At 73.8% G+C, this 25,797-nt stretch carries 23 protein-coding genes and 2 pseudogenes; 18 read left to right on the forward strand and 7 right to left on the reverse strand.

The features are described 5' to 3' along the window. Positions 1 to 103 precede the first annotated feature (103 nt). Together AB0E83_RS10970 and AB0E83_RS10975 are read right to left on the reverse strand one after the other, a co-directional pair. Positions 104 to 958: a fumarylacetoacetate hydrolase family protein gene (locus AB0E83_RS10970; RefSeq protein ID WP_362108883.1), complete on the reverse strand. Its 855-nt coding sequence runs from the start codon at positions 956 to 958 to the stop codon at positions 104 to 106. A gap of 211 nt (positions 959 to 1,169) precedes the next feature. Continuing rightward, positions 1,170 to 2,183 carry a hypothetical protein gene (locus AB0E83_RS10975; protein ID WP_362108885.1) on the reverse strand — a complete coding sequence of 338 codons (1,014 nt, stop codon included), beginning with the start codon at positions 2,181 to 2,183 and terminating at the stop codon, positions 1,170 to 1,172. A gap of 275 nt (positions 2,184 to 2,458) precedes the next feature. Between AB0E83_RS10975 and AB0E83_RS10980 the strand changes: the two genes are divergently transcribed. The 9 genes and pseudogenes from AB0E83_RS10980 to AB0E83_RS11020 all read left to right on the forward strand — a co-directional run. Then, on the forward strand, positions 2,459 to 3,361 hold the full coding sequence (locus AB0E83_RS10980) for a phytanoyl-CoA dioxygenase family protein (protein ID WP_362108887.1): 903 nt from the start codon (positions 2,459 to 2,461) through the stop codon (positions 3,359 to 3,361). A gap of 134 nt (positions 3,362 to 3,495) precedes the next feature. Then, on the forward strand, positions 3,496 to 4,269 hold the full coding sequence (locus AB0E83_RS10985) for an alpha/beta fold hydrolase (RefSeq protein ID WP_362108889.1): 774 nt from the start codon (positions 3,496 to 3,498) through the stop codon (positions 4,267 to 4,269). A gap of 34 nt (positions 4,270 to 4,303) precedes the next feature. After that, positions 4,304 to 4,810 (forward strand): DinB family protein, encoded by a 507-nt coding sequence (locus AB0E83_RS10990; RefSeq protein ID WP_362108891.1) that lies wholly within the window; start codon positions 4,304 to 4,306, stop codon positions 4,808 to 4,810. A 157-nt stretch (positions 4,811 to 4,967) separates the two neighbouring features. Then, positions 4,968 to 6,014: a GHMP kinase gene (locus AB0E83_RS10995; RefSeq protein ID WP_362108893.1), complete on the forward strand. Its 1,047-nt coding sequence runs from the start codon at positions 4,968 to 4,970 to the stop codon at positions 6,012 to 6,014. Positions 6,015 to 6,019: 5 nt separating this feature from the next. Further along, the gene (locus AB0E83_RS11000; RefSeq protein ID WP_362108895.1) at positions 6,020 to 7,252 is read left to right on the forward strand and encodes a PLP-dependent aminotransferase family protein; all 1,233 of its coding nucleotides are present in this window, start codon (positions 6,020 to 6,022) and stop codon (positions 7,250 to 7,252) included. Positions 7,253 to 7,468: 216 nt separating this feature from the next. After that, positions 7,469 to 7,912, forward strand: coding sequence for a cell division protein SepF (locus tag AB0E83_RS11005; RefSeq protein WP_362108897.1), 444 nt, complete (start codon positions 7,469 to 7,471; stop codon positions 7,910 to 7,912). 595 nt (positions 7,913 to 8,507) lie between these two features. Beyond that, on the forward strand, positions 8,508 to 9,626 hold the full coding sequence (locus AB0E83_RS11010) for an ATP-binding protein (protein ID WP_362108899.1): 1,119 nt from the start codon (positions 8,508 to 8,510) through the stop codon (positions 9,624 to 9,626). Continuing rightward, positions 9,623 to 10,009 (forward strand): nucleotide pyrophosphohydrolase, encoded by a 387-nt coding sequence (locus AB0E83_RS11015; RefSeq protein ID WP_362108901.1) that lies wholly within the window; start codon positions 9,623 to 9,625, stop codon positions 10,007 to 10,009. The genes AB0E83_RS11010 and AB0E83_RS11015 overlap by 4 nt, the downstream gene beginning before the upstream one ends. A gap of 126 nt (positions 10,010 to 10,135) precedes the next feature. Then, positions 10,136 to 10,567: pseudogene (locus AB0E83_RS11020) on the forward strand (DUF6099 family protein); the annotation flags it as partial. A gap of 435 nt (positions 10,568 to 11,002) precedes the next feature. Here the strand turns inward: AB0E83_RS11020 and AB0E83_RS11025 are convergent. After that, on the reverse strand, positions 11,003 to 11,293 hold the full coding sequence (locus AB0E83_RS11025; RefSeq protein ID WP_362108903.1) for a hypothetical protein: 291 nt from the start codon (positions 11,291 to 11,293) through the stop codon (positions 11,003 to 11,005). Between the two features lie 250 nt (positions 11,294 to 11,543). Between AB0E83_RS11025 and AB0E83_RS11030 the strand changes: the two genes are divergently transcribed. The 4 genes from AB0E83_RS11030 (at position 11,544) to AB0E83_RS11045 (ending at position 14,935) form a co-directional block, all read left to right on the forward strand. Then, positions 11,544 to 12,467: an LLM class F420-dependent oxidoreductase gene (locus AB0E83_RS11030; protein ID WP_362108905.1), complete on the forward strand. Its 924-nt coding sequence runs from the start codon at positions 11,544 to 11,546 to the stop codon at positions 12,465 to 12,467. Between the two features lie 4 nt (positions 12,468 to 12,471). Next, positions 12,472 to 13,524 carry a homocysteine S-methyltransferase gene (gene mmuM, locus AB0E83_RS11035; protein ID WP_362108907.1) on the forward strand — a complete coding sequence of 351 codons (1,053 nt, stop codon included), beginning with the start codon at positions 12,472 to 12,474 and terminating at the stop codon, positions 13,522 to 13,524. Between the two features lie 255 nt (positions 13,525 to 13,779). After that, positions 13,780 to 14,379 carry a DUF6058 family natural product biosynthesis protein gene (locus tag AB0E83_RS11040; protein WP_362108909.1) on the forward strand — a complete coding sequence of 200 codons (600 nt, stop codon included), beginning with the start codon at positions 13,780 to 13,782 and terminating at the stop codon, positions 14,377 to 14,379. Between the two features lie 193 nt (positions 14,380 to 14,572). Beyond that, positions 14,573 to 14,935, forward strand: coding sequence for a hypothetical protein (locus AB0E83_RS11045; protein ID WP_362108911.1), 363 nt, complete (start codon positions 14,573 to 14,575; stop codon positions 14,933 to 14,935). Between the two features lies 1 nt (position 14,936). On the opposite strand, the pseudogene AB0E83_RS11050 reads toward AB0E83_RS11045, so the two are convergent. The 3 genes and pseudogenes from AB0E83_RS11050 to AB0E83_RS11060 form a co-directional block, all read right to left on the reverse strand. Further along, positions 14,937 to 15,110: pseudogene (locus tag AB0E83_RS11050) on the reverse strand (IS5/IS1182 family transposase); the annotation flags it as partial. 230 nt (positions 15,111 to 15,340) lie between these two features. Then, positions 15,341 to 15,832 (reverse strand): hypothetical protein, encoded by a 492-nt coding sequence (locus AB0E83_RS11055; protein ID WP_362108913.1) that lies wholly within the window; start codon positions 15,830 to 15,832, stop codon positions 15,341 to 15,343. A gap of 227 nt (positions 15,833 to 16,059) precedes the next feature. After that, on the reverse strand, positions 16,060 to 16,281 hold the full coding sequence (locus AB0E83_RS11060; protein ID WP_362108915.1) for a hypothetical protein: 222 nt from the start codon (positions 16,279 to 16,281) through the stop codon (positions 16,060 to 16,062). A 180-nt stretch (positions 16,282 to 16,461) separates the two neighbouring features. Here AB0E83_RS11060 and AB0E83_RS11065 point away from each other — a divergent pair, with 180 nt between their 5' ends. From AB0E83_RS11065 to AB0E83_RS11085, 5 genes are all read left to right on the forward strand, one after another. Next, positions 16,462 to 17,985: a 3' terminal RNA ribose 2'-O-methyltransferase Hen1 gene (locus AB0E83_RS11065; protein ID WP_362108917.1), complete on the forward strand. Its 1,524-nt coding sequence runs from the start codon at positions 16,462 to 16,464 to the stop codon at positions 17,983 to 17,985. Beyond that, positions 17,982 to 20,726, forward strand: a complete 2,745-nt coding sequence (locus AB0E83_RS11070; protein ID WP_362108919.1) for a polynucleotide kinase-phosphatase — start codon at positions 17,982 to 17,984, stop codon at positions 20,724 to 20,726. Before AB0E83_RS11065 ends, AB0E83_RS11070 begins: the two co-directional genes overlap by 4 nt. 335 nt (positions 20,727 to 21,061) lie before the next feature. Next, positions 21,062 to 22,294 carry an arginine deiminase gene (locus tag AB0E83_RS11075; RefSeq protein ID WP_362108921.1) on the forward strand — a complete coding sequence of 411 codons (1,233 nt, stop codon included), beginning with the start codon at positions 21,062 to 21,064 and terminating at the stop codon, positions 22,292 to 22,294. Positions 22,295 to 22,424: 130 nt separating this feature from the next. Further along, positions 22,425 to 23,438 (forward strand): ornithine carbamoyltransferase, encoded by a 1,014-nt coding sequence (gene argF, locus AB0E83_RS11080; RefSeq protein WP_362108923.1) that lies wholly within the window; start codon positions 22,425 to 22,427, stop codon positions 23,436 to 23,438. 274 nt (positions 23,439 to 23,712) lie between these two features. Continuing rightward, the gene (locus tag AB0E83_RS11085) at positions 23,713 to 25,164 is read left to right on the forward strand and encodes an amino acid permease (protein WP_362108925.1); all 1,452 of its coding nucleotides are present in this window, start codon (positions 23,713 to 23,715) and stop codon (positions 25,162 to 25,164) included. On the opposite strand, the gene AB0E83_RS11090 is transcribed toward AB0E83_RS11085, so the two are convergent. Next, positions 25,118 to 25,588 carry an ATP-binding protein gene (locus tag AB0E83_RS11090; protein ID WP_362109001.1) on the reverse strand — a complete coding sequence of 157 codons (471 nt, stop codon included), beginning with the start codon at positions 25,586 to 25,588 and terminating at the stop codon, positions 25,118 to 25,120. The two genes, AB0E83_RS11085 and AB0E83_RS11090, sit on opposite strands and share 47 nt — an antisense overlap. Positions 25,589 to 25,797: the final 209 nt, after the last annotated feature.

Here is a 25,797-nt window from a genome sequence, read left to right on the forward strand (position 1 = left end):
CGGTGCGGCAGTTGCCGGGACAGCGCGGCGGTGAGCCTCCGCCCGCAGGCGGGGTCGCACTCGGAGACGAACAGGAGCTGGGGCCTCTCCCGGCGCCGCGGCCCTACACGGCGCGGGCGGTGTTCCGCAGGTGACCGACGCCCTCGACCACGGCCTCGACCACGTCGCCGTCCCGGATCACCCCGGCACCCGGGGTGCCCGTCGCGATGACCGAGCCCGCCTCCAGCGTCATCCCGCCGGAGAAGTGGGCGACCTGCCAGTACGGGTCGCGCATCATCGCGGAGACCTGGTGGGAGGCGATCGTGCGCCCGCCGACGACGGTGGAGATGCGGACGGCCGACAGGTCGGGGATCTCGTCCGGGGTGACGACCCAGGGCCCGAGGCTGCAGAAGGTGTCGAAGCCCTTGGCCCACGGGATGTAGCGCGGATTGACGCGGATCGCGTCCTCCGCCGTCATGTCGAGGACCGTCGTGAAGCCGAAGACCACCGAGGGCGCGTCCTCGGGCGACACGTCCTTGCAGTCCCGGCCGATCACCACGCCCAGCTCCGCCTCCGCGGTGACCCGGTCCGACTGCCGGGGCAGCAGGATCGTGTCGCCGTCGCCGATGACGCAGCTGGCCGGGCGGAGGTAGGAGCCGGGGGTGCCGGCCGGCTGGCGCACCTCCAGGTCGTCGGCGTGCCGGGTGAAGTTGAGGCCGACGCCCCAGAGCTTGGGCGGGTTGCGGTAGATCGGGGCGAAGGACGGCACCGACGCGGGCGCGACCGCGGTGTCGAGCACCGCCGGGTCGCGCAGCGCGGCGGCGATCGCGTCGAGCCGCCCGTCCACGATGACGTCGAGGAGGGTCGGGCCGAAGTCGCCGCCGGTCACCTTGTTCAGCGAGCCCAGCAGGACGACGCCGGCCCCGGCCGCGATGCCGACGTCCTCGCCGCCCTCGTACCGGACAGTGCACAGACGCATGGGGATACCTCGAATCCAGGGTTCGTCGGGGACGTGCTCAGAAGTCGTGCTCAGAAGACGTGCTCAGGGGACGTGCTCATGAAGACGGCGGGCGGACGCGCCTCGACGCGCCCGCCCGCCGGGACACACGGACCGGAGGGCCCACCGGGACGTACGTGCCGGGACGCACGTGCCGGGGGGCCTGCCGGGGACCTGCCTGCCGCGGGGCCCGTCAGGCCGCGGCGTACCGGGCGCTGAGCGCGCTCGCCACGCCCATCACCAGGTCCTCCGTCGGGTTGACCCGCTCGACCCCGGCGACCTCCGTCATCAGGTCGAACAGGTCGACGCCCTGCCGCTCCGCGCACCGGGCGATCAGAGGGAAGAAGCTGGAGTGCGTCTCGGTCAGCCCTCCGACGACCTGGTACGTGCGGTCGTCGTGCAGCCGGGGCAGCGGGCGCACGGCCGTCTCGCTGAGGGTGGCCAGGGCCCGGTAGTCGTACGCCGCGCCGGCGCCCCGGCTGCGGAGGATCGCCGCGAACGACTCGGTCACGGTGTTCCCGGCGCCCCGCCCGATCCCGTCGAGCGTCGCGTCGACGTACCGCGCCCCGGCGTCCGCCGCGGTGAGGGCGTTGGCGTTCGCGAGCCCCAGGTTGTCGTGCCCGTGGAAACCCAGGGGCACGTCCACGGCGGCGCCGACCGCGCCGAACAGCTCCGTGATCCTGCCGGGGAGGCAGCCGCCCGCCGAGTCCACCAGATAGACGGCCTCCGCGCCGTACGCCGCGCACCGCCGGGCCGCGTCCACGACGCCGTCGAGACCGAGGGCGTTGGTCTTCATCAGGTTCGCGAAGGTCGTCAGGCCGAGCTCCCGGGCGTACGCCAGGAACTCCTCGCCCGGCTCGACGGCGGTCACGTCAAGCCCGATCCGCACGAACCGCATGCCGCTCTCCGCCGCGGCCTTCAGATGGTGCAGCTCCGCGACGCCCGGGATGCAGAACATCCCCCAGGCCGCCTCGCTCAGCGTCTCCTCCGCGAGTTCGAAGCACCGCTCGTCCGGCACCAGGGACGGCTTGCCCAGGGCCTCGCCCGCGTTGAGCCCGAGACCGTGGCCGAGTTCCACGAGCCGGATTCCCGCCGCCTCCAGACCGGCCAGCACCCGCGTGATGGTCTCCTCGGCGAACTGGAATCCGACGGAATAACTGCCGTCCCGGAGCGTGCAGTCGAGGATTTCGACCTCTGCCGGTTTCACGCCGGCGGATACGGAATTGTGCGGCACGTTCTTCATGGAAGACTCCAGTGATCAGAAATGCGGCCCAATGCGGTGGAGGGAGCCTAGCCCCGGCCCCTCGCCGATGGGTGGCAGTAGGACCGGCAGAAAGAGAGGAAGGAACGACGGCCGAAGATTCCGCAACTGCCTCCCGGTTTCCCTTGCCGCCCCCCGGCGCCCGTGCGAATCTCCACAACGAGACGGCGGCACGCGATCACCAGGCCGTCGCCGCGGAATTGCCGAGGGGAGTCGAACCGATGGGCAAGGTCCTGACAGAAACGCAGGTCGAGTCGTACCGGGAAAACGGATTCTGCGTGGTCGATGGAATCCTGGACACCGGGGTGATCGACAAGGCGCGGCGGCTCGTGGACGACCTGCTCGCCTCCGCCGAACTCGGCGAGGTGGCCGAGGTCGAGCCGGGCGACACCACCAAGGCGCGCCGCATCTGGTCCCCGACCTCCCGCTACGAGATCTTCGCCGGCATCGCCGAGGACGACCGGCTCCTCGACGCCGTCGGCCAGCTCATCGGCGACGACATCGTGCTCCAGTACTCCAAGCTCAACGTGAAGGCGCCGCACGTCGGCAGCGTCGTCGCCTGGCACCAGGACTTCGCCTACTACCCGCACACCAACACCGACCTGGTGGCCGCCCTCATCTACCTGGACGACGCGACCCGGGAGAACGCCTGCCTGAAGGTCGCCGCCGGCTCGCACCGCGCCGGCGTCCTCGACCACGAGGTGGACGGCTACTTCGGCGGCAAGATCACCTCCCTGGCCGGCGTCGGCGTCGACGCCTCCACCGTCGTCGACTGCGAGGGCCCGGCCGGCTCCGTCGTCTTCCTCCACCCGCTCGTGGTGCACGCCTCCGAACGCAACACCTCCGACAAGTACCGGCGCGCCTTCATCCCCGCCTACCGCGCCGCCGACGCCTTCCCCGTCTACTACGGGCCGCACGCCGCGCACAACGAGCCCACCGCCCGGCTGCTGCGCGGCAAGCCGTCGAAGACGGCCCGCGCCGAGGCCGGGGAGTGGCGACTGCCGCTCGCCGCAGCCGAGTTCAACTCCCTCTTCGAGATCCAGGACGGCGCCCACCTCAAGGCCGGCGGCAAGACGTCGAGCGGCTACTTCGCGCACGAGACCGGTACGGGGGCCGCGACCTGACCCGGCGCGGGGACAGTGCCCCGACCCGGGGCGGGGTCCACGACCCGACCCGTCACGGGGCCGCGACCCGATCCGGCGCGGTTGCGGCATGATGGCCGACGCCCGCCCCTGACCGCCCCCGAAGGAGCAGCCCCGTGCCGTACGTCGTCACCGCCGACGGTGTCCGCCTCGCCTACCAGGTCAGCGGCGGCGGTGACCCGCTCGTACTGCTCTCCGGCCAGGCCAACAGCCACCACTGGTGGGACGGCGTCCGCGGCGGCTTCGACGCCGCCCGCCGCACCGTCACCCTCGACTACCGGGGCACCGGCGACAGCGACAGCCCCGACCGCCCCTACGGCACCCGGGACCTCGCGGACGACGTCATCGCCGTCCTCGACGACCTCGGCATCGCACGGGCCGACGTGTACGGCACCTCCATGGGCGGCCGGGTCGCCCAGTGGTGCGCCGCCCGCCACCCCGCACGGGTGCGGTCCCTGGTGCTCGGCTGCACCTCCCCGGGCGGCCCGCACGCCGTCGAGCGGTCCGACGCCGTCCGCCGGTCGCTGGCCGCGCCGACGCCCGCCGCCTCCCGGCGGGCGCTGCTCTCCCTCATGTACACCCCCGCCTGGCTGGCGGAACACCCCGGCCCGTACCACACGTTGGGCGACCCCACCATGACGCCGCGGGCCCGCCGCCGGCACCTCGCCGCGAGCGACGGCCACGACGCGTGGGACGCGCTGCCCGGCATCACGGCACCCACCCTCGTCCTCCACGGCACGGACGACGCACTCAACCCGACCGCCAACGCCCCCCTGCTCGCGGACCGCGTTCCCGGCGCCCGGCTCCACCTCTTCGAGGGCGCGCGACACGCCTATTTCGAGGAATGCGCCACCGCCGCCGGTGAACTGGTTCTCGATTTCCTCGGCTGAACGGCCCGCGAAACCCAGCGGTTAGAGTGTCCGCGTGACGGACATCCTCGCGCGCCGCGACACGAGTCCCCCCGGCGAGGACTCGGAAGAGAAGGCGACGCTCCTCGCCTTCCTGGACTACCTCAGGGAAGCGGTGGCCGCGAAGGCCCGGGGAATCGACGACGCGCGGGGTCGCGCCGCGGCGGTGCCCTCCGGAACCAGCCTGCTCGGACTCGTCAAACACCTGACAGCGGCGGAGCACTACTGGTTCGTCTGGGCGTTCGAGGGCGCCGACGTCCCCCAGCCCGACCTCGGCATGGAACTCGGCCCCGACGACGACGGCGAACGCCTCCTCGCCGCCTACCGCGAGGCCGTCGCCCACTCCGACGCCATCGCCCGCCGCTGCCCCGACCTCGACACTCCCTGCGCCCGCCCCGCCGGCAAAGCGTCGGCCACACGGTCCCTGCGCTGGGTACTCGTCCACATGATCGAGGAAACCGCCCGCCACGCCGGCCACGCCGACATCATCCGCGAACAACTGGACGGGTCGGTGGGCCGCTGACAGGCCGGATCCGGGCGGCCTGGCCGGATCCGGGCGGCCGGATCCGGGTGGACGGGTTCGGGTGGCCGTATCCGGGCGAGAACGCGGGGCGGGGTGCCGCATGAGGCCCGCGCACCCCCCCGCCATGGCGCTCGGACCCGCGGGTCACACTCTCCGGGTGACCGCCAGCACCTCCGCCCCCGCCCACCCCGGTGTTCCCGTCCCGGCCCGCGTCGAGACCTCCGCCCCCACCGCCGGTACCGGTCACGCCCCCTCCCACCACGGCGAACTCCTCCAGGGCGTCTTCCTCGACGGTGACGGGCGGCCGTGTGCCGGGCTCGTCACCCTGCCCATGGCCGCGCCCGGCACCCGGGCCGTGTTCACGCCCCGGCCCGGGACCCCGCCCGACGCCGTCGCCGTCACGCCCGGAGGCCGTACCAAGGCCGCCCGCGCCGCCCGGCTCGCCATCGCCGCCTGCGCGGCCCGCACCGGGCGCCCCGCGTACGGCGGCACCCTGCGCCTCACCGGCGCCGTGCCGCTCGGCCTCGGCATGGGCAGCTCCACCAGCGACGTCCTCGCGACCGTGCGGGCCGTCGCCGACGCGTACGGGCTCCGCCTCGACCCCGGTACCACCGCCCGCCTCGCCGTCCGCGCCGAAGGCGCCAGCGACCCCCTGATGCTCGACGACCGGCCCGTCCTCTTCGCCCAGCGCGAGGGCCGCGTCCTCGAAGTCCTCGGCCGCGCGCTGCCGCCGCTCCTCGTCGTCGGCTGCCTCCTCGCCGGCGGCGCCCCCGTCGACACCCTCGCCCTCCCCGCCCCCGACGCCGACGCCGCCGACCTCCGCGCCTACGCCCGGCTCCGCGACCTGCTCCGCCGCGCCGTCGCCGACGGCGACACCGCGCTCCTCGGCCGGGTCGCCACCGCCAGCGCCCGCCGCGCCCAACGCGTCCTGGAACACCCGGAGTTCGCGACCCTGGAGGCGCTCGCCCGGCGCACCGGCGCCGTCGGCGTCCAGATCTCCCACAGCGGATCCGTCGCCGGCGTCCTCTACGACCCCACCGCCCCCGACGCCGGGGCCCGCGCCGACGCCTGCCGCCGCGCCCTGGACGCCCACCGCGTCCCGTACACCCGCACGTTCACCGCCGACGGCCCCAACTCCCGCTGCCAGCCGCCCTCTCGGGACGTGGACGACTCCTGGACACCGAGCGCCCCCTCCCTATGCTGAGGCGCATGCCTGCTGCCACCCCGCCGTCCGCGCCCTCGTCCCCGACGTCCCGGACCGCCGTCGCCCCCGTACCGCCCCTCGCCTCCCGGCTGGGGAACGTGGCCTCGTCGCCCGTACGGGAGATCCTGGCGCTCACGGCACGGCCCGAGGTCATCTCGTTCGCCGGCGGACTGCCCGCCCCCGAACTCTTCGACACCGAAGGCATCCGCGCCGCCTACCGGGCCGTCCTCACGGACAGCCCGCGAACCGCCCTCCAGTACTCCACCACCGAGGGCGACCCCGCCCTCCGCGAGGCCGTCGCCGCCCGGCTGACCGCCCGCGGCCTGGCCACCGGCGCCGACGACCTGCTCGTCACCACCGGCTCCCAGCAGGCCCTCGCCCTCCTCACCACCGCGCTCCTCGAACCCGGCGGCGTCGTCCTCGTCGAGGACCCCTGCTACCTCGCCGCCCTCCAGAGCTTCGGCTTCGCCGGCGCCCGCGTCGTCCCCGTCCCCACCGACGAGGACGGCCTCCTCCCCGAGGCCCTCGACGAGATCGCCGCCCGCGAGAAGCCCACCCTCCTCTACGTCGTCCCCACCTTCCAGAACCCCACCGGCCGCACCCTGCCCGCCGCGCGCCGCGCCGCCGTCGCCGAGGCCGCCGCCCGCCACGGCTTCTGGATCGTCGAGGACGACCCGTACGGCGAACTCCGCTTCGACGGCGAGCCCGTCCTCCCCATCGCCGCCCACCCCGCCGCCGCCGACCGCACGGCGCTCCTCGGCTCCTTCTCCAAGGTCATGGCGCCCGGCCTGCGCCTCGGCCACCTCCGGGCCCCCGCCGCCCTCCGCCACGCCTGCGTCATCGCCAAGCAGGCCGCCGACCTCCACACCTCCACCGTCGACCAGGCCGCCGCCGCCCGCTACCTCCGCGACAGCGACCTCGACGCCCACGTCGCCGGCATGCGCGCCGCCTACCGCGACCGCCGCGACGCCCTGCTCGACGGCCTGCCCGCCGCCCTCCCCGAGGGCAGCCGCTGGAACCGGCCCGAAGGCGGCATGTTCGTCTGGGCCGCCCTCCCCGCCGGCCACGACGCCACCGCCCTCCTCACCACCGCCGTCGGCCACAACGTCGCCTACGTCCCCGGCGCCCCCTTCTTCTCCGGCACCCCCGACCCGGCGACCCTGCGCCTCTCCTTCACCGCCCACGCGCCCGACGAGATCGCCGAAGGCCTGCGCCGCCTGGCCAAGACCTTCGCGTGACGCCCGTGACGACGGCACCCGCACCGCCCGTGACGACGGTGACGCGCAGGACCCCCGTGACGACGGCGCCCGTACCGCCCGTGACGCGCGGGACGCCGGTGATACCGGTGATGCCGGGTGCGTCCGTGACCTCCGTGACCCCTCCGTGGCCCTGCCGTCACCCGTTCGCCCGTGTCGTTGTTGGGCCGAACGGGTGAGGAGCGGGAGGATGGGACCATGAGTAGGTACGAGAGGTACGACGTCACCGACGAGCAGTGGGAGGGCCTGGCCCAGGTCCTCCCACTGCGCGGCCGTGACGAATGGCCGTCCAGAGTCGACCACCGCACGATCCCCGACCCGTACGAATCCGCCGAACGGCACCGCATGGTCGTGCTGCGGGTCCAGGTCTTCGCCGACGCCCGCGAGGTCGCCGAGTACCTCATCGCCCAGATCCCGGTCCTGCTCGACCTCACCAGCGCCGACCCCGAAGTCGCCAAGCGCGTCCTCGACTTCAGCAGCGGCGTCGTCTTCGGCCTCGGCAGCGGCATGCACCGCGTCGACCGCAACGTCTTCCTGCTCGCCCCGCCCGGGACCGAGGTCGAGTCCACCGGCGACGCCCCGGCCGGCGACGAGGACGACGAGCCCGTCGGCGCCCCGCGCGCGAGCGTCCCCCGATCGTAGGAAGGTCATCTCGCCGTAACGGTTCGTCAGCACCGCGTCTGCGTACGGTCCGCTCATGGACCACACCGGCGGCCCCGCCCTCGCCCGCACGCCCGATTCCCGCACGCCCGATCCTCGCTCCTCCGAGTCCTGTACTCCCGATCCCCGTACCTCCGATCCCCGTACTCCCGATCCCCGCACCCTCGATCTCCGCACCTCCGATCTCCGCACCTCCGATCCTCGTAGCTCCGACTCCCGCGTCTCCGAGTTCCGGACCTCCGGTCCTCGTGGCCCTCGTCCGGACACCGTTCCCGGTCCCCGGTCCACCCCCTCGCCCTCGGGTGCGGGAGCCCGCCCGCACACCGGTACCGGTGCGGGTACGGGTACGGGGAACAGCGCCGGCGGTGGAACCGCTACCGGATCCCGTACCGGTACGTCCTTCGGCGGTGAGAGCCGGGGCGGGGGCCGGAGCGGAGGCGGAGGCAGGAGCGGGGCGGGAGGCGTCCCGGCGGTCGGGGAGAGGGCGAGGGACGGGGCAAGGGACGAGGCCAAGAACACGGACAGGGGCAAGGAGAGGGACAGGGCCGGGGCCGGGGCCGGGGGTGAGCCTCGGGTCGTGCCGAGGCCGGTCGTCACCGAACTGCGGCTCTCCGCCTACGCCGGGCGCCGGAACGCCGCGTACCCCATCGGCCCCGTCACCCTCTTCGCCGGCCCCAGCGGCAGCGGCAAGTCCACCGTCCTCGGCGCGTACGAGGCGCTCGCCCGGCTCGGCGCGGGCGATCCGCTCACCGAGGTCTTCCCCGATCCCGCCGCTCTCGTCCCCGAGAGCGCCCGGCCCGACGGCGAGGGCCGCCGCGGCTTCCGCATCGGCTGCACCGTCGACGGCCCCGTCGGCCCCGTCCGCCTCGACCTCGCGGTCCAGGCCGAACCCGACCTCCGCATCGTCGGCGAGCGCCTCACCCGCCACGGCCGTACCCTTCTCACCACCGCCCTCAGGGACCCCGGCCGCGCCACCGTCCAGGCCGCCTGGCTCACCGCCGGCGCCACCCCCGTCACCCGCGCCCCGCTCCCCGACGACCTCCTCGGCACCGCCCTCCTCCCGCTGCGCGTCGCCGGCGCCACCGAGGGGCAGCGCGAAGTGCTCGCCGCCGCCGAACAGGCCGTGGTCGGCCTCCGCTCCCTCTTCTCCTGCGTCCCCGCGCCGGAGAGGATGCGCGCCCCCGTCCTCCCCGGCGAGGGCCGGCTCCTGCGCGACTGCGCCAACCTCGCCGAGGTCCTGCACCGCACCCACACCGCGTGCCCCCGCCGCCACCAGCGCCTCGCCGCCGTCGCCGCCGCGGGCTGCGCGGGCCCCGTCACCGGCGTCGGGACGCAGCAGCTTCCCGACGGCACCGTCCGCGCCCTCCTCGCCCGGGGTGCCCGCCCCGCCACTCCGCTCGGCCGCCTCGGCGACGGCGAACTCCGTTACCTCGCCCTCGCCCTGACCCTCCTCACCGGCCCCGGCGTCCTCGCCATGGACCGGATCGCCGAGGTGCCGGACGCCATGCAGTGCCTCACCGTCCTCACCGACGACCTCGACCGGGGACTCGACCCCCGCCAGGCCGCCGCGCTCCTCGGCCTCACCGCCACCGTCGCCGCCGGCGGCCACATGCGGCTCGTCGGCGCGGTCGGCGCGGGCACCGCGGAGGAGGCCCGGCGGACCCCCGGGGTGAGAGTGGTAGACCTGACCCCGTGACGGACCACGGACATGATGTGGCAGGGCTCCAGCGCCGCCTGGCCGACTTCGCGGCGGCGCGCGACTGGCAGCCCTACCACACCCCCAAGAACCTGGCGGCGGCGCTCAGCGTCGAGGCCGCCGAACTCCTGGAGATCTTCCAGTGGTTGACGCCCGAGCAGGCGGAGGAGGTGATGAAGGACCCGGAGGCGGCCCACCGCGTCACCGACGAGGTGGCCGACGTCCTCGCCTACCTCCTCCAGTTCTGCACGGTCCTCGGGATCGACCCCCTGGCCGCGCTCGACGCCAAGATCGACCGGAACGAGCTCCGCTTTCCACCCCGCAGGAGGGGCGGAACGGACGAATCGGGCACAGATGGCGGTGTTCGTCACTCTTCGGAGTGATCGACTCATCTCCGTCGAGATGCCTGTCCACAGATTTCCGCTTTCCTCTGGTGTCGGGGCTCGGGCAGCCTCACTCTGGGTAGTGGACAGAGAGAACGGCAAGTCGCACGAACGGGGGCGTAGTTGATGGAAGCGGAGCGGCTCGTCCAAGCCGGCCTGCGCGCACTGGCACGGAGCGGGACGGCACACGACATCGTGGCGGAAGCCTGGCAGGCCCGGGCCCTCGCCCAGGCCATAGGAAGTCACCTCGCGCTCTGCGGGCCGCTGGAGCTGCGCGGCGAGGCGCGGGGACTCAGCGAGGCCGGGGAGTACCCGGCGTGGGGAGCGGCGGGCCCGCGCGCCGCCCGGCTCACCGAGGTCGGCGACCCGCGCTCGGCGCTGACCGCCCTCGGAGAGCTCCTCGGCGAGGTCGGCATCGCCCTCGTCGGCGTGGCCTCGGTCACCGACGATGAGGGCCTGTACTGGCAGTGCATGGAGGCCATCGACGCCGCCGACGAGGCGGGCGACCGCGTCCGCGGCATGCTCCGCCGCCTCGACGTGCGCGAGCAGGGCCGGGCCCGCCCTCCCGACCAGCCCGGGGACCGGGCGGACCCTCCGCCGCCCACCCCGCACCACAGGACCCCCGCCCCCCGGCCCGCTTCCGATTCGGCTTGGGAACAGGGGCCCGTCCGGGTGCCCGACCCCGTCCGGGACCCTGACCCCGTCCAAGAGTCCGGTCCCGCCCGGGAGTGTGACCCTGCCCGGGAGTCCGGCCCCGCCCGGGAAGGGGAACAGGAGCGGGAACGCGGCCGGGCCCGGGACCGGTGACGGCCCCGGGCCCGGGCGGCGGGGAAGTGAGCGAAGGAGAAGGGGAAGGAGGAGGAGCGGCGGTCGACACGACCCGGCCGACGTGGCCAGGCCGGCGGGACTCGGTCAGCGAGACCGGGCAGCGTGGTCGATCAGTGAGACCGGGACGGTGCGGCTGGTCAGCAAGATCGGGTCAGCGCGGCTCGGTCAGTGCGGCCCGGAACCGCCGTCACGGCGCTCGCCGGGACGGTCGGAGTCCCTGTCCCTGTCCCTGCCCCTGTCCCCATCCCCGTACCCGCCGGCCGTTCCCGGCTCGTGGCGGTCCGCCGAGGACTGGAGGTCGGCGTCCAGCTGGGAGAGGTCGGCGGAGAGCGCCGCCATCAGCTCCTCCATCTGCTGGAGCAGCCCCTTCGGGGCTCCGGGGGCCTGCTGCCCGGGCACGGACTGCGGCACCTGCTGCTCGGGCAGCGCCTGCTCCGGCGCGGCTTCCTGGGACATCGCGGCCTCCTCGACCCGGACCCCGGCCGGTGCGGACGGAATCACGGGAGAAGAACGACGCACCGGCTACGGCCGCCGGCACGCGGGCCGGGCGGTCCGGCTCCGCCCGAGCCAACGACGGGGCCCGGTCACGGTCACTGGCCAGCGGTGACGCGTCCCGCCAGGGGGACGGATATTCACCCGACCGGGCCGGAAGGCCCCGCACGCTGACGCACGGCTTGACACGCACCCGACGGTGCAGGATGGAGGTATGGATCTCCGCATCTTCACCGAACCCCAGCAGGGCGCCGACTACGACACCCTCCTCCGGGTGGCCCGCGCCACCGAGGACCTCGGCTTCGACGCCTTCTTCCGCTCGGACCACTACCTGCGCATGGGCGCGTCCGACGGGCTGCCCGGTCCGACCGACGCCTGGATCACCCTCGCGGGCCTCGCCCGCGAGACCCGGCGGATCCGACTCGGCACCCTGATGACCGCCGCGACCTTCCGGCTGCCGGGCGTCCTCGCCATCCAGGTCGCCCAGGTCGACCAGATGTCCGGCGGACGCGTCGAACTCGGCCTCGGCGCGGGCTGGTTCGAGGAGGAGCACACCGCGTACGGCATCCCGTTCCCGAAGGAGAAGTTCGGCCGGCTGGAGGAGCAGCTGGCGATCGTCACGGGCCTGTGGGAGACCGAGACCGGCAAGACGTTCTCGTACGAAGGGAAGCACTACCGTCTCGCCGACTCGCCCGCACTGCCCAAGCCCGCCCAGAAGAAGGTCCCGGTCCTGATCGGCGGCCACGGAGCCACCCGCACGCCCCGGCTGGCCGCGCGGTACGCGGACGAGTTCAACATCCCGTTCGCGTCCCTGGAGGACACCGAGCGGCAGTTCGGACGCGTCCGCGCGGCCGCCGAGGAAGCCGGCCGGCGCGCCGACGACCTCGTGTACTCCAACGCGCTGGTCGTCTGCGTCGGCAAGGACGACGCCGAGGTGGCCCGCCGCGCCGCCGCCATCGGCCGGGACGTGGAGGAACTGAAGGCCAACGGCCTCGCGGGCTCGCCCGCCGAGGTCGCCGACAAGCTCGGCCGCTACGCGGCGGTCGGCTCCTCCCGGGTCTACCTCCAGGTCCTCGACCTGGACGACCTGGACCATCTGGAGCTGATCTCCGCCCAGGTCGCACCGCAGCTGGGGTGAACCGATGACACCGGCCCGGACGTTCGCCCAGGCGCTCGCCGACGAAGTGCTCGTCCTCGACGGCGGCCTCTCCAACCAGCTGGAGGCCCAGGGCTGTGACCTGTCCGACGCGCTCTGGTCGGCGCGGCTGCTCGCCGACGCGCCCGAGCAGATCACGGCGGCCCACACCGCCTACGTCCGGGCCGGCGCCCGAGTCCTGATCACCGGCAGCTACCAGGCCACCTTCGAGGGCTTCGCCCGCCGGGGCCTCAGCCACACCGAGGCCGCCGAGCTGCTGACCCGCAGCATCGCCCTGGCGCGCGCGGCGGCGGGCGACGAGCGGGAGAAGGGGGAGAAGGGGGAGGACGAAGGCGAAAGGGGCGGGCACGGGGGCGGGGAGAGGGTGGGAGGGGTGGGGGAGGGGGAGGGGGAGGGGGAGGGGGCCCCACCCCCGTCCCTGGAAGACGCGGGGCGGGGGAAGGTGTGGGTGGCCGCCTCCGTCGGCCCCTACGGCGCGACGCTGCCCGGCGGGGGCGAGTACCGGGGCCGGTACGGGCTCTCGGTGCGGGAGCTGGTGGCCTTCCATCGGCCGCGGGTGGAGGTGCTCGCGGCGGCGGGGCCGGACGTGCTGGCCCTTGAGACGGTGCCGGACGCGGTGGAGGCGGAGGCGCTGCTGCGGGCGGTCGAGGGGTGCGGGGTGCCGGTCTGGCTGTCGTACACGGTGGCCGGCGGGCGCACCCGGGCCGGGCAGGACTTGACGGAGGCGTTCGCGGTCGCGGCGGGGAACGGGCAGGTCGTGGCCGTCGGCGTGAACTGCTGCGAGCCCGCCGAGGCGGGCGACGCCGTCGCGGCGGCCGTGGCCGCCACCGGCCTGCCGGCGGTCGTCTACCCGAACAGCGGCGAGCACTGGGACGCCGGCGCCCGGGACTGGCGCGGAACGTCCGCCTACGGCCCGGCCGCCGCCCCGGCCCTCGCAGCCGCTTGGGCCAGGGCCGGTGCCCGGCTGATCGGCGGCTGCTGCCGCGTCGGCCCGGAAACCATCGCCGCCCTCGCGGAGCGGAACGGGCCCGGCGTTTAGGGTCTGCCCGGCGGATCTTTCGGTTCGGCACGCCTGGCAAGGCCGCGTGGCGAGCACCGGAGTGCGCCCATGGCCGGGGTCGGCTGCCCCGTGCTTCCGCTTCCGGCGGTCGGCGGCGCCACGACCGGGTTCACATGTGCCGAACAGCGGATTTCCGTGAGGCCATTCATGGTTCGGTGAGTGCCGAATCGTACGGCTTGTAGCGTGCGGAGCCCGCGCGGGAGAGGCCCGCGCTGATGACGCCGGAGGTTCCCCGTGCCGGAGACGGACCTGAAGCAGCGACTCGCCGAGCGGTTCCGGGAGGTCAACGGCGACCATCCGATGACCGGTGCCGACGACGCGTACGTCAGCGTGCAGTTCGTCGCCCTGGAGGAACTGTGCGCACTCCACGGCCGCGATGCCGATGCGGTCCGCCGGCTGATGCTGGGGCGGCGGCTGCCGCTTCCGGGGTATCTGCGCTCCGACGGTGCCGAGATGGTGCCGGCCGACCTGTTCGCTCTCGCCGACGAGGCCGGCGGCGTGGACCGGCTCGAAGCGTGGTTCACCGCGCACTGGGCCGATCCGATCGCCGGGAAGGCGGAGTGGAACGCCTATCTCAGCGGGCAGTACGTGTGTCTGCACTCGGTGACCCCGGCCACCATTCAGCGCAAGGAACACCTGACGACCGCGATAAGCGCCTCGGCGAGCGAGCCGGATGCCGGTTCGGTGCAGTGGTCTGCGAGGCTGCACGCTCTGGTCGATGAACTCGACGCTCTGGAACCGGCGTTCACCGCCTACGATCGCCTCCGGTTCGGCGGCCCCACCTCCCGGGACACTTGCATCGACGCCGTACGCGCCCGCTTCCCCCGCCTGTGACCCGGGGCTGAGCCCCGGAGGGTGTGGCCGCGCCTGCGGACCGGTCGAGATCGCCGGTGCCGCGTGGGCTTCGGATGTTCGAGGAGGCGGCCGTACGGCACGTTCGGACGGTGACCTGATGAAATGGCAAGGAGGGTTTGCCGCTGAGCGGAGGAAACGCTTGTCACCTGATACGGCCGAAGCGGAGGCGGGGATGAAGGGGATCACTTTCCCTGCCTGGCACGGAAAGCACTACGTGACTCTGGCTGAGCTACTGGTTCGCCTCGGCAGCTTCGGCCTGGACCTGAAGTGGCGTGTCGAATGCGACGAGTTCGTCGATCCTCGCTGTACCGAGCTGGAGAAACGGTCTGCCGACGGCGGTATGGACACGCTGACGTTGTTGTCGCTGACGACTCCCTTCCTCCAGTTGATCGACGCCGAAGCACGTGGGTTCGCCGAGGACAGGGTGGTGGTCGTCCTGACCGAGGCGGACAGCTCGTGGTGGGACGTCAGGGCTGTCGACGAGCGCGTACTCAACGACCTCCGCCGCCACTACCCGGGTGCGACGGACCTTTGACGGGTCGACCGCCCCGGCCGCCGCGGCGCCGGCGATCGGTTCGCTGGTCCCTCGGCGCGGGGCTCGTGTGCGTGATCTGACACCTGTGCGGGCGACGCCGGTCGCGGCGCGACGAGGACGCCCTGTCTTCCTCGACGTGCCCGACGTGGTCGGGCCGGGTGCGTGGTCGCCCACCGGTCCGCCGGGCCCACGGATCCCTCTTCCGAGAGATCTTCCCGCCCCGTGTCCCACGGGATGGGAGCGGTGCGCCGTGGGGAGCACCTGCCGTGCCTTCGTGACGTGCTCCTGGACGGTACGAAGGACGGCCGAGCAGCTTGTCGAACCGCGGAACGGCTCCTGCCCGCATCGAGGACGGCAAGCCGATGCTCGTCCGAGGGTGGGGTGCCGCGCATCAGCGGCTCACCCTCAGGCGGTTCGCCGGGGCGGCAGTCCCGCTGCGGCGCGCCAGTGGTCGGCGTCGTGGGGATCGGCCAGCCATCCGGTCAGGCGTTCGGCGCCGATGCGGAACGCGCCGGGCAGCGAGGTCTCCTCGCCGACCACGAGTCTGAGGGCGTCCACGTCATGGGTGACATGATCGGTCTCGCACCAGCAGGCCACGTTCACCGCCGCGTCGACCGCGAGCTGGCCCTGGTCGGTCCACACCACCTGGAGCAGGAACTCCAGCTGATCGCCTCCCCCGGCGTGCTCGACGACGTCCAGTCCGAGGACGACCGGCGTCCCCGGCCGCCCGTCCGGGAGGACGGCGTGTTCCGGGGCCCACTCCCACCGCGCTGTGGCTCTGCCCGCACGAGCCGTGTCGACCGCGTCGGCCGCCTGGTGCAAGGCGTCCACATCCGCAGGCGTCAGGAGGGGGAAGAGCGCGGTCAGAGGGACGTCGTCGAAGGAGCCTCGCAGCATGAGGCGATCATCTGCGCTCCGGCTCGTACCGCGGGTCCTGCCCGGCCCTCCCGCGAGGAACGCCCGCGTTTCGGTGGGCCGGCCGGGCGTCCGCCTCGGCGCCGTGGCTGCCGCGGCCCCGGTGATCCTGGCTCCGCTCGTGAGGAGCGTCGAGGCCGGTCTCCTCAGCCCTCAGGGCTCAGGGCTCAGGGCTCAGTCTTCAGGGCTCAGCCGTCGTGCTCCAGTTTTTATTCGTCTTCCGGCAGGTAGTAGTAGACGGTTCCCGCTCGCCAAGGGCCGTGTTCGGTCATCTCCGACGAGATCACCACGTCCTGGATCTCGGCGGGGCCCAGCTCGTCGATGGTGTCGGCCAGGCGGCGCAAGAGGGCCGGAACGCTGTCGCAGCCCGGGCCGGCGGGGTTGGCCTGCGAGAAGTGGCGCACGGTCCAGTGTTCCGGAGTATCGATCATGGGCTGATCGTAAGACCTGCCGTGGCCGGCGGGGCGGCCGCTGGGGCCGGGCCGCTCGCGTCCCGGGGCGGCCGGGGCCTTGATCGTCCGGGCGGAGAGTGCCGGCCGGTGGGCTCGGGCCGGGGGAGGGCGGGGGAAAATCCCTGGTCGGGGCGGGGTGGGACGCTCATACTCGGGCTTGTGTTCTTGACGATCAGTACGACCGGCACCCTGGAGCGTCCCGCGACCGACCTCGGTTTCCTGCTGCACAAGCATCCCGAGCGGGCGCAGGCGTTCTCGACCTCGCACGGCCGCGCGCACGTGCTCTATCCCGAGGCCACCGCGGAGCGGTGCACCGCGGCCCTGCTCCTGGAGGTGGACCCCGTGGCGCTGGTGCGCCGCGGCAAGGGGAAGGGCCGGGGCGGGGCCCCGGACGCGGCGCTCGCGCAGTACGTGAACGACCGGCCGTACGCCGCGTCGTCGCTGCTCGCGGTCGCCCTGGCGCAGGTCTTCAAGACGGCGCTGCACGGGGTGTGCCGGGCGCTGCCCGAGCGGGCGGCGGAGCCGCTGCCGCTGCGGATCGAGGTGCCGGTGCTGCCCGCCAGGGGCGGGGCGGAGCTGGTGCGGGAGCTGTTCGGGCCGCTGGGCTGGACGACGGTGGAGGCCGAACCGGTGGCGCTGGACGCGGAGTTCCCCGAGTGGGGCGACTCGCGGTACGTGCGGCTGGTGCTGGAGGGCGACGGGCTGCGGCTCGCGGACGCGCTGAACCAGCTGTACGTGCTGCTGCCCGTCCTCGACGACGCCAAGCACTACTGGGTCGCGCCCGACGAGGTGGACAAGCTGCTGCGGGCCGGTGACGGCTGGCTGGCGGCCCACCCCCGGCGCGAGCTGATCACCACCCGCTACCTGTCGCGCCGCCGGAGCCTCGCCCGCGAGGCGTCCGAGCGGCTCGAACTGGTGCGGCTCGCCGAGGCCGACGGGCTCGACGTTGAGGACGTCGACAACGCGGTGGACGAGGCGAGCGACACGGAGGAGCGGCCGGTGCCGCTCGCCGTGCACCGGCGCGAGGCGATCCTGGCCGCCCTGCGGTCGGCCGGCGCCTCCCGGGTCCTCGATCTGGGCTGCGGGCAGGGCCAGTTGGTGCAGGAGCTGCTGAAGGACGTCCGGTTCACGGAGATCGTGGGCGTGGACGTGTCGGTACGGGCGCTGACCGTCGCCGCGCGCCGGCTGCGCCTGGAACGGATGGGCGAGCGGCAGGCCGCCCGCGTGAAGCTGGTGCAGGGCTCGCTCACGTACACGGACGAGCGGCTCGGCGGGTACGACGCGGCCGTGCTGAGCGAGGTGATCGAGCACCTCGACCTGGAGCGGCTGCCGGCCCTGGAGTACGCGGTCTTCGGTTCCGCGCGGCCCCGTACGGTCGTCGTGACCACGCCGAACGTCGAGTACAACGTGCGCTGGGAGTCGCTGCCCGCCGGACACGTCCGGCACGGCGACCACCGCTTCGAGTGGAACCGCGCGGAGTTCCGCGCGTGGGCCGGCGAGGTGGCCGGACGGTACGGCTACGCCGTGGAGTTCGCGCCGGTCGGGCCGGACGACCCCGAGGTCGGCGCGCCCACGCAGATGGGGGTGTTCACCCGTGGCGGGGCCGAGGACGGCGAGGCGGAGGAGCACGGCGGGACCGGGACCGGGAAGAACGGCGAGACGGAGAAGGAGGAGCGGGCATGAGCGGCGACGACATGACCACCGGCACGACCACCACCGGCACGACCACCGCCGGTACGGCCGCCACCGATGCGGTCGCCACCGATGCGGCCACCACCGGCACGACCACCGCCGGTACGGCCGCCACCGATGCGGTCGCCACCGATGCGGCCACCACCGGCACGACCACCGCCGGCACGGCCGCCACCGATGCGACCACCCCCGACGCGGCCGCCGAGAAGCGGCGGCTGCCCGTCACCGACCTCTCCCTCGTCGTGCTCGTCGGCGCGACTGGCTCCGGCAAGTCCTCTTTTGCGCGGCGGCACTTCAAGCCGACCGAGGTGATCTCCTCGGACTTCTGCCGGGGGCTCGTCGCCGACGACGAGAACGACCAGTCGGCGTCCCGGGACGCCTTCGACGTGCTCCACTACATCGTCGGCAAGCGGCTCGCGGCCGGCCGGCTGACCGTCGTCGACGCCACCAACGTGCAGCGGGAGGCGCGCCGTCAGCTGGTGCAGCTGGCCCGGGAGCACGACGTGCTGCCGATCGCGATCGTGCTCGACCTGCCGGAGGCGGTGTGCCGGGAGCGGAACGCGCTGCGGGCCGACCGGGCGGGCATGCCCGATCACGTGATCCCCCGTCACCGTCGCGAGCTGCACCGCGGGTTGAAGGGGCTGGAGCGGGAGGGTTTCCGGAAGGTCCACGTGCTGCGGTCGGTCGCGGAGGTGGACGCGGCGGAGGTGGTGCTGGAGCGCCGGTTCAACGACCTGCGGCACCTGACCGGGCCGTTCGACATCATCGGTGACATCCACGGGTGCCGCAGCGAGCTGGAGACGCTGCTCGGGCGGCTCGGTTACGTGGACGGGGCGCACCCGGAGGGGCGTACGGCGGTCTTCGTCGGCGACCTCGTCGACCGGGGGCCGGACTCGCCGGGCGTGCTGCGCCGGGTGATGGGCATGGTGGCGGCCGGGAACGCGCTGTGCGTGCCGGGCAACCACGAGAACAAGCTGGGCCGCTGGCTGAAGGGCCGGAAGGTCCAGCAGACCCACGGCCTCGCCGAGACGATCGAGCAGCTGGAGCGCGAACCGGCCGAATTCCGGGAGCAGGTGCGGGAGTTCATCGACGGCCTGGTGAGCCACTACGTGCTCGACGGCGGGAAGCTGGTGGTGTGCCACGCCGGTCTGCCGGAGAAGTACCACGGCCGTACGTCGGGCCGGGTGCGGTCCCACGCGCTGTACGGGGAGACCACCGGCGAGACCGACGAGTTCGGGCTGCCGGTGCGCTACCCGTGGGCGGAGGAGTACCGGGGCCGGGCGACGGTCGTGTACGGGCACACGCCGGTGCCGACGACCTCCTGGATCAACAACACGATCTGTCTGGACACGGGTGCCGTGTTCGGCGGGCGGATGACCGCGCTGCGCTGGCCGGAGCGCGAGCTCGTCGACGTGCCGGCCGAGCGGGTCTGGTACGAGCCGGTGCGTCCGCTGGCGTCGGAGGCGCCCGGCGGGCACCAGGGCCGGCCGCTGGCCCTGGCGGACGTGCACGGACGGCGGACGGTGGAGACCCGGCACCTGGGGAACGTGGCGGTGCGGGAGGAGAACGCGGCGGCGGCCCTGGAGGTCATGAGCCGGTTCGCGGTCGACCCCCGGCTGCTCGCGTACCTGCCGCCGACGATGGCGCCGACGCCGACCGCGAAGGCGGACGGCTTCCTGGAGCACCCGGCGGAGGCGTTCGCCCAGTACCGGGCGGACGGGGTCGAGCGGGTCGTGTGCGAGGAGAAGCACATGGGTTCGCGGGCGGTGGCGCTGGTGTGCCGGGACGCGGACGCGGCGCGGGAGCGGTTCGGCGTGGACGGGCCGACGGGCGCCCTGCACACCCGTACCGGCCGGCCGTTCTTCGACGACGCCGCCGCCACGGAGGAGGTCCTCGCCCGGCTGCGGACGGCGATCGGTGCGGCCGGGCTGTGGGAGGAACTCGACACCGACTGGCTGCTGCTCGACGGCGAGCTGATGCCGTGGTCGCTGAAGTCGGGCGGGCTGCTGCGCCACCAGTACGCGGCGGTCGGCGCCGCCTCGGGGGCCGTCCTCCCGGTCGCCGTACGGGCGCTGGAGGCGGCGGCCGCGCGCGGGGTCGAGGGCCTCGACGGGCTCCTCGCCGCCCAGCGCGAACGGGCGGCGGACGCGGGCGCGTTCACCGAGGCGTACCGGCGGTACTGCTGGCCGACGGAGGGGCTGGACGGGGTGCGGTTCGCGCCGTTCCAGCTGCTCGCGGTGCGGGGGCGGTCGCTCGCGGACGTGCCGCACGACACGCAGCTGGGGTGGCTGGACCGGCTCGTCGAGCACGATCCGACGGGGCTGCTCCAGGTGACGCGGCGGATCGTCGTCGACACCGGCGACGAGGTGTCCGTCCGGGCGGGCACCGACTGGTGGCTGGAGCTGACCGGCGCCGGCGGCGAGGGCATGGTCGTCAAGCCGCTCGCCGCGCTGGTCCGCGACGGCTCGGGCCGCCCGGTGCAGCCGGGCGTGAAGGTGCGGGGCCGGGAGTACCTGCGGATCGTGTACGGCCCCGAGTACACCCGCCCGGAGAACCTGGAGCGGCTGCGGCAGCGTTTCCTCGGCCACAAGCGCTCGCTCGCCCTGCGCGAGTACGCGCTCGGCCTGGAGGCGCTGGAGCGCCTGGCGGCCGGGGAGCCGCTGTGGCGGGTCCACGAGGCGGTCTTCGCGGTGCTGGCCCTGGAGTCGGAACCGGTGGACCCGAGGCTGTAGCCGAGGGGAGCGCGGGGCCGCGGACGCGGGGCCCGGGAGTGCGGCTGCGGGAACCCGGGTCTGCGGGAACCCGGGGCTGCGGCTGCGGGGACCCGGGTCCGTGGTCGGGCGGTTCCGGGGACCCGGGTCCGTGGCCGGGCGGTTCCGGGAACCCGGGTCCGTGGCCGGGCGGTTCCGGGAACCCGGGTCTGCGGTCGGGTGGCCCCGGGTCCCCGGTCGGGCAGTCCCGGGCCCCTGGCCGGGCCCCGTGCGGAGCGGGGCGGGCGGCCCGGCGGGGCGGAATTCGGCCGTGCGCGTCCCACGCGTTCGGCCGTCCGCTCCGTCAGGATGGGCGCATGGGATTCCATGTCGACTCAGAGACCGGCCGGCTCCGCCGCGTGATCCTGCACCGCCCCGATCTGGAGCTGAAGCGGCTGACCCCGTCCAACAAGGACGCCCTGCTCTTCGACGACGTGCTGTGGGTGCGGCGGGCCCGCCAGGAGCACGACGGGTTCGCGGACGTGCTGCGCGACCGGGGCGTCGAGGTGCACCTCTTCGGCGACCTGCTGCGGGAGGCGCTGGACGTGCCGGCGGCGCGGGCGCTGGTCCTCGACCGGGTCTTCGACGAGAAGGAGTACGGGCCGCTCGCCGCCGACCACCTGCGGGCCGCCTTCGACTCGCTCGACACCGGGGCGCTGGTGGAGGCGCTGGTGGGCGGGATGACGAAGCGGGAGTTCCTGGCGGCGCACCGGGAGCCGACGTCGATCCGCTTCCACGCGCTGGACCTGGACGACTTCGTGCTCCGTCCGCTGCCCAACCACCTCTTCACCCGGGACACCTCGGCGTGGATCTACGACGGGGTGTCGATCAACGCGATGAAGTGGCCGGCGCGGCAGCGCGAGACGGTGCACTTCGAGGCGATCTACAAGCACCATCCGCTCTTCACGGGCCCGGAGGCCGGGCCGTTCCACCACTGGTCGGAGGGGCAGTCGGACTATCCGTCGACGATCGAGGGCGGGGACGTGCTCGTGATCGGGAACGGGGCCGTGCTGATCGGGATGAGCGAGCGGACGACGCCGCAGGCGGTGGAGATGCTGGCGCGGGGGCTGTTCGCGGCGGGTTCGGCGCGGACGATCGTGGCGCTGGACATGCCGAAGCGGCGGGCGTTCATGCACCTGGACACGGTGATGACGATGGTGGACGGGGACACGTTCACGCAGTACGCGGGGCTCGGGATGCTGCGCTCGTACACGATCGAGCCGGGCGACGAGGGGCAGGCGCTACGGGTGACGGACCATCCGCCGGAGCAGATGCACAGCGCGATCGCGGCCGCCCTGGGGCTCCAGGACGTGCGGGTGCTGACGGCGACGCAGGACGTGCACGCGGCGGAGCGGGAGCAGTGGGACGACGGCTGCAACGTGCTGGCGGTGGAGCCGGGGGTGGTGGTGGCGTACGAGCGGAACGTGACGACCAACACGCACCTGCGGAAGCAGGGGATCGAGGTGATCGAGATCCCGGGGAGCGAGCTGGGGCGGGGGCGGGGCGGTCCGCGCTGCATGAGCTGCCCGGTGGTGCGGGACGCGGTATGAGGATCGGACCGCCCGGGACTGTATAGACATGCTGGAGTATGTATACACTTCCAGCGTCCCGCGGTACCCGTCCCGTCGTACCCGTCCCGCTGTACCCGTCCCGACCCCACGCACCCCAGGAGCGCCCGCCATGGCCCTTGACCTCTCCGGCCGCCACTTCCTCAAGGAGCTGGACTTCACCGCCGAGGAGTTCCGCGGCCTGGTCGACCTCGCCGCCGAGCTGAAGGCCGCCAAGAAGGCCGGCACCGAGGTGCAGCGGCTGCGCGGGCGGAACATCGCCCTGATCTTCGAGAAGACCTCGACCCGCACCCGCTGCGCCTTCGAGGTCGCCGCCGCCGACCAGGGCGCCTCCACCACCTACCTCGACCCCTCCGGTTCGCAGATGGGCCACAAGGAGTCGGTGAAGGACACCGCCCGCGTCCTCGGCCGGATGTTCGACGCCATCGAGTACCGGGGCGACAGCCAGGCCACCGTCGAGGAGCTGGCCGCCTACGCCGGCGTCCCGGTCCTCAACGGCCTCACCGACGACTGGCACCCCACCCAGATGCTCGCCGACGTGCTCACCATGACCGAGCACAGCGACAAGCCGCTCGACGGCATCGCCTTCGCCTACCTCGGCGACGCCCGCTTCAACATGGGCAACTCCTACCTCGTCACCGGCGCCCTGCTCGGCATGGACGTGCGGATCGTCGCCCCCCAGGCGTACTGGCCGGCCGACGAGGTCGTCGCCGCCGCCAGTGAGCTCGCCGACAAGAGCGGCGCCACGATCACCCTCACCGAGTCCCTCACCGACGGCGTCGTCGGCGCGGACTTCGTCGTCACCGACGTGTGGGTCTCGATGGGCGAGCCCAAGGAGGTCTGGGACGAGCGGATCGCCGCCCTCGCCCCGTACGCCGTCACCATGGACGTGCTCCGCGCCACCGGGAACCCCGACGTCAAGTTCATGCACTGCCTGCCCGCCTACCACGACCTGGGCACCGCGGTCGCCCGGGAGGTCCACGCCCGGCACGGCCTGACCGAGCTGGAGGTCTCCGACGAGGTCTTCGAGTCGGCGCACTCGATCGTCTTCGACGAGGCCGAGAACCGCCTCCACACCATCAAGGCGGTCCTCGTCGCCACCCTGGCGGGCCCGGCCACGCCATAGTTTTACGCCCGATTGGGTGAATATGCGGTGTGCGGTCTACGATCGCACCGTTCAGGGGGGTCCGGGCGCGCACGCCCGGACCCCCCTGACGCGTGCACGACCGGACCGTCGGGACCGGACCTGGACGTCGGGACCGGATCCGGCCGGCAGGACCCGGACCCGGCCCGGCAGGACCCGGAGCCGGACCGGCAGGACCGGAGCCGGACCGGCAGGGCTGGACCCGGACCGGCAGGAACACAGTCGGTCCGGCAGGACCAGAGATGAGAACCACCGCATGTTTTCGCGGATCAAGTCCCCCCAGCGGCTGATCGCCGAATCGGGCGCCGATCTGGAGGGCCACGGCCTCAGGCGCACCATGGGCCTCTTCCAGCTCGTGTGCTTCGGCGTCGGCGCGATCGTCGGCACCGGTATCTTCGTCGGCCTCGCCGACAGCGTCGCCGAGGCGGGCCCCGCGGTCGTCGTCTCCTTCGTCCTCGCCGCGATCACCTGCGTCTTCACCGCCTTCTCCTTCGCGGAGCTCGGCGGCGCGATCCCGGTCTCCGGCTCCTCCTACTCCTTCGCCTACGCGAGCCTCGGCGAGCGGGCCGCCTTCCTCGTCGGCTGGTGCCTGCTCCTGGAGTACGGCGTCTCCGTCTCCGCCGTCGCCGTCGGCTGGAGCCAGTACCTCGACGAGCTCCTCCACGGCGTCACCGGCCTCCGGCTGCCCGACGCGCTCGCCGCCGGCCCCGCCGAGGGCGGGGTGGTCAACCTCCCCGCCGTGGTCGTCATCCTCATGGCCGCGACGCTCCTGGTCCGCGGCGTGCGCGAGAGCGCCCGCGCCACCGCCGCCATGTCGATCCTCAAGATCGGCATCCTGGTCGTCTTCTGCGCGATCGGCTTCTCCGCCTTCGAGGCGGGCAACCTCTCGCCGTTCGCCACGGAGGGCATGGCTGGCATCACCGCCGGCGCCTCGGTCGCGTTCTTCTCGTACATCGGCTTCGACGCCATCACCACCGCCGGCGAGGAGGTGCGCGACCCGCGGCGGAACATCCCGCTCGCCATCCTCATCTGCATCGGCGTCGTCACCGTGCTCTACTGCGCCGTCGCCCTCGCCGCGATCGGCGCCCTCGGCGCCGGCGAGGTCGCCGACAAACCGGCCGCGCTCTCCCTCGTCGTCGACCGGGTCACCGGCTCCTCCGTCGGCGGCGGGATCGTCGCCTTCGGCGCGGTCGTCGCCATCGCCTCCGTCGTCCTCGCCGTGATGTACGGCCAGACCCGCGTCCTGATGGCGATGGCCCGCGACGGCCTGATGCCCCGCGTCCTCGAACGGGTCTCGCCGAAGACCTCCACCCCGGTCGCCAACACCTGGATCGTCGCCGCCGTCTTCGCCGTCCCGGCCGCCTTCGCCCCGCTCGACGTCGTCGTCGACCTCACCACCATCGGCACCCTCGCGATCATGGCCGTGGTCAACCTCGCGGTGATGGTGCTGCGCCGCCGCGAGCCCGGCCTCCGCCGCTCCTTCAGGGTGCCGCTGTACCCGCTGAGCCCGGTCCTCGGCATCGGCTTCTGCCTCTACCTCATCTGGGGCACCGGCTGGCGGACCTGGCTGGTCTTCGCCTGCTTCCTCGCCGTCGGGGCCGTGCTGTACGCGGTCTACGGGCGCCGCCACTCGCGGCTCGCGCCCGCGCTCACCCCCGCGCTCACCTCCGCGGACGGCGCCGCTGGGCGGGGACCCGGGGGAGCGTGAACCAGACCGCCTTCCCCCGCGCGGTCGGGCGGTGCCCGCAGGCGCTGCTGAGCGCCCGGATCAGCAGCAGCCCCCGGCCGTGCTCCTGCCAGGGATCCACCTCGGCGTCCGGATCCGGACAGACCAGCTGCCCCGGCCGCGCCGGATCGGGGTCGTGCACCTCGATCTGACAGCCGCCCGGCGCCGCGAGCACCTCCACGACCAGCTCGATCGGCCCGGCGCCCGAGGTGTGCTCGACCGCGTTGGCGACCAGCTCTGCGGTGAGCAGCTCGGCCGTGTCGCGGTCCGGCCGGCCGGACCCGGCGGGGTCGATCCCGTCGAGGGCGGTACGGACCAGGGCGCGGGCGATCGGGACGGCGGCGGTGGTACGGGGCAGCCGGACGCGCCGCCAGGCTCCGGGGGCCGCGGGGGCGGGGCCGGTGATGTCGGCTGCGGGGGCAGGGGCAGGGGCAGGGGCAGGGGCAGGGGTGGGGGCAGGGTCGGTGACGTCGGGCACGGGAACGGGCTCCCTCTGCCGGGGGCGGGTGCGGGGGCGGGTGCGGGGGCGGGTGACGGGAAGACGAGGTCAGGACGCCCCGAGACATCCTGGTTTCAACCGTATGTCCCCACCCTATAGGGAGGCGTTTTCTGGCC

This window comes from Streptomyces sp. NPDC035033, from assembly GCF_040636735.1.
Classification (GTDB): domain Bacteria; phylum Actinomycetota; class Actinomycetes; order Streptomycetales; family Streptomycetaceae; genus Streptomyces.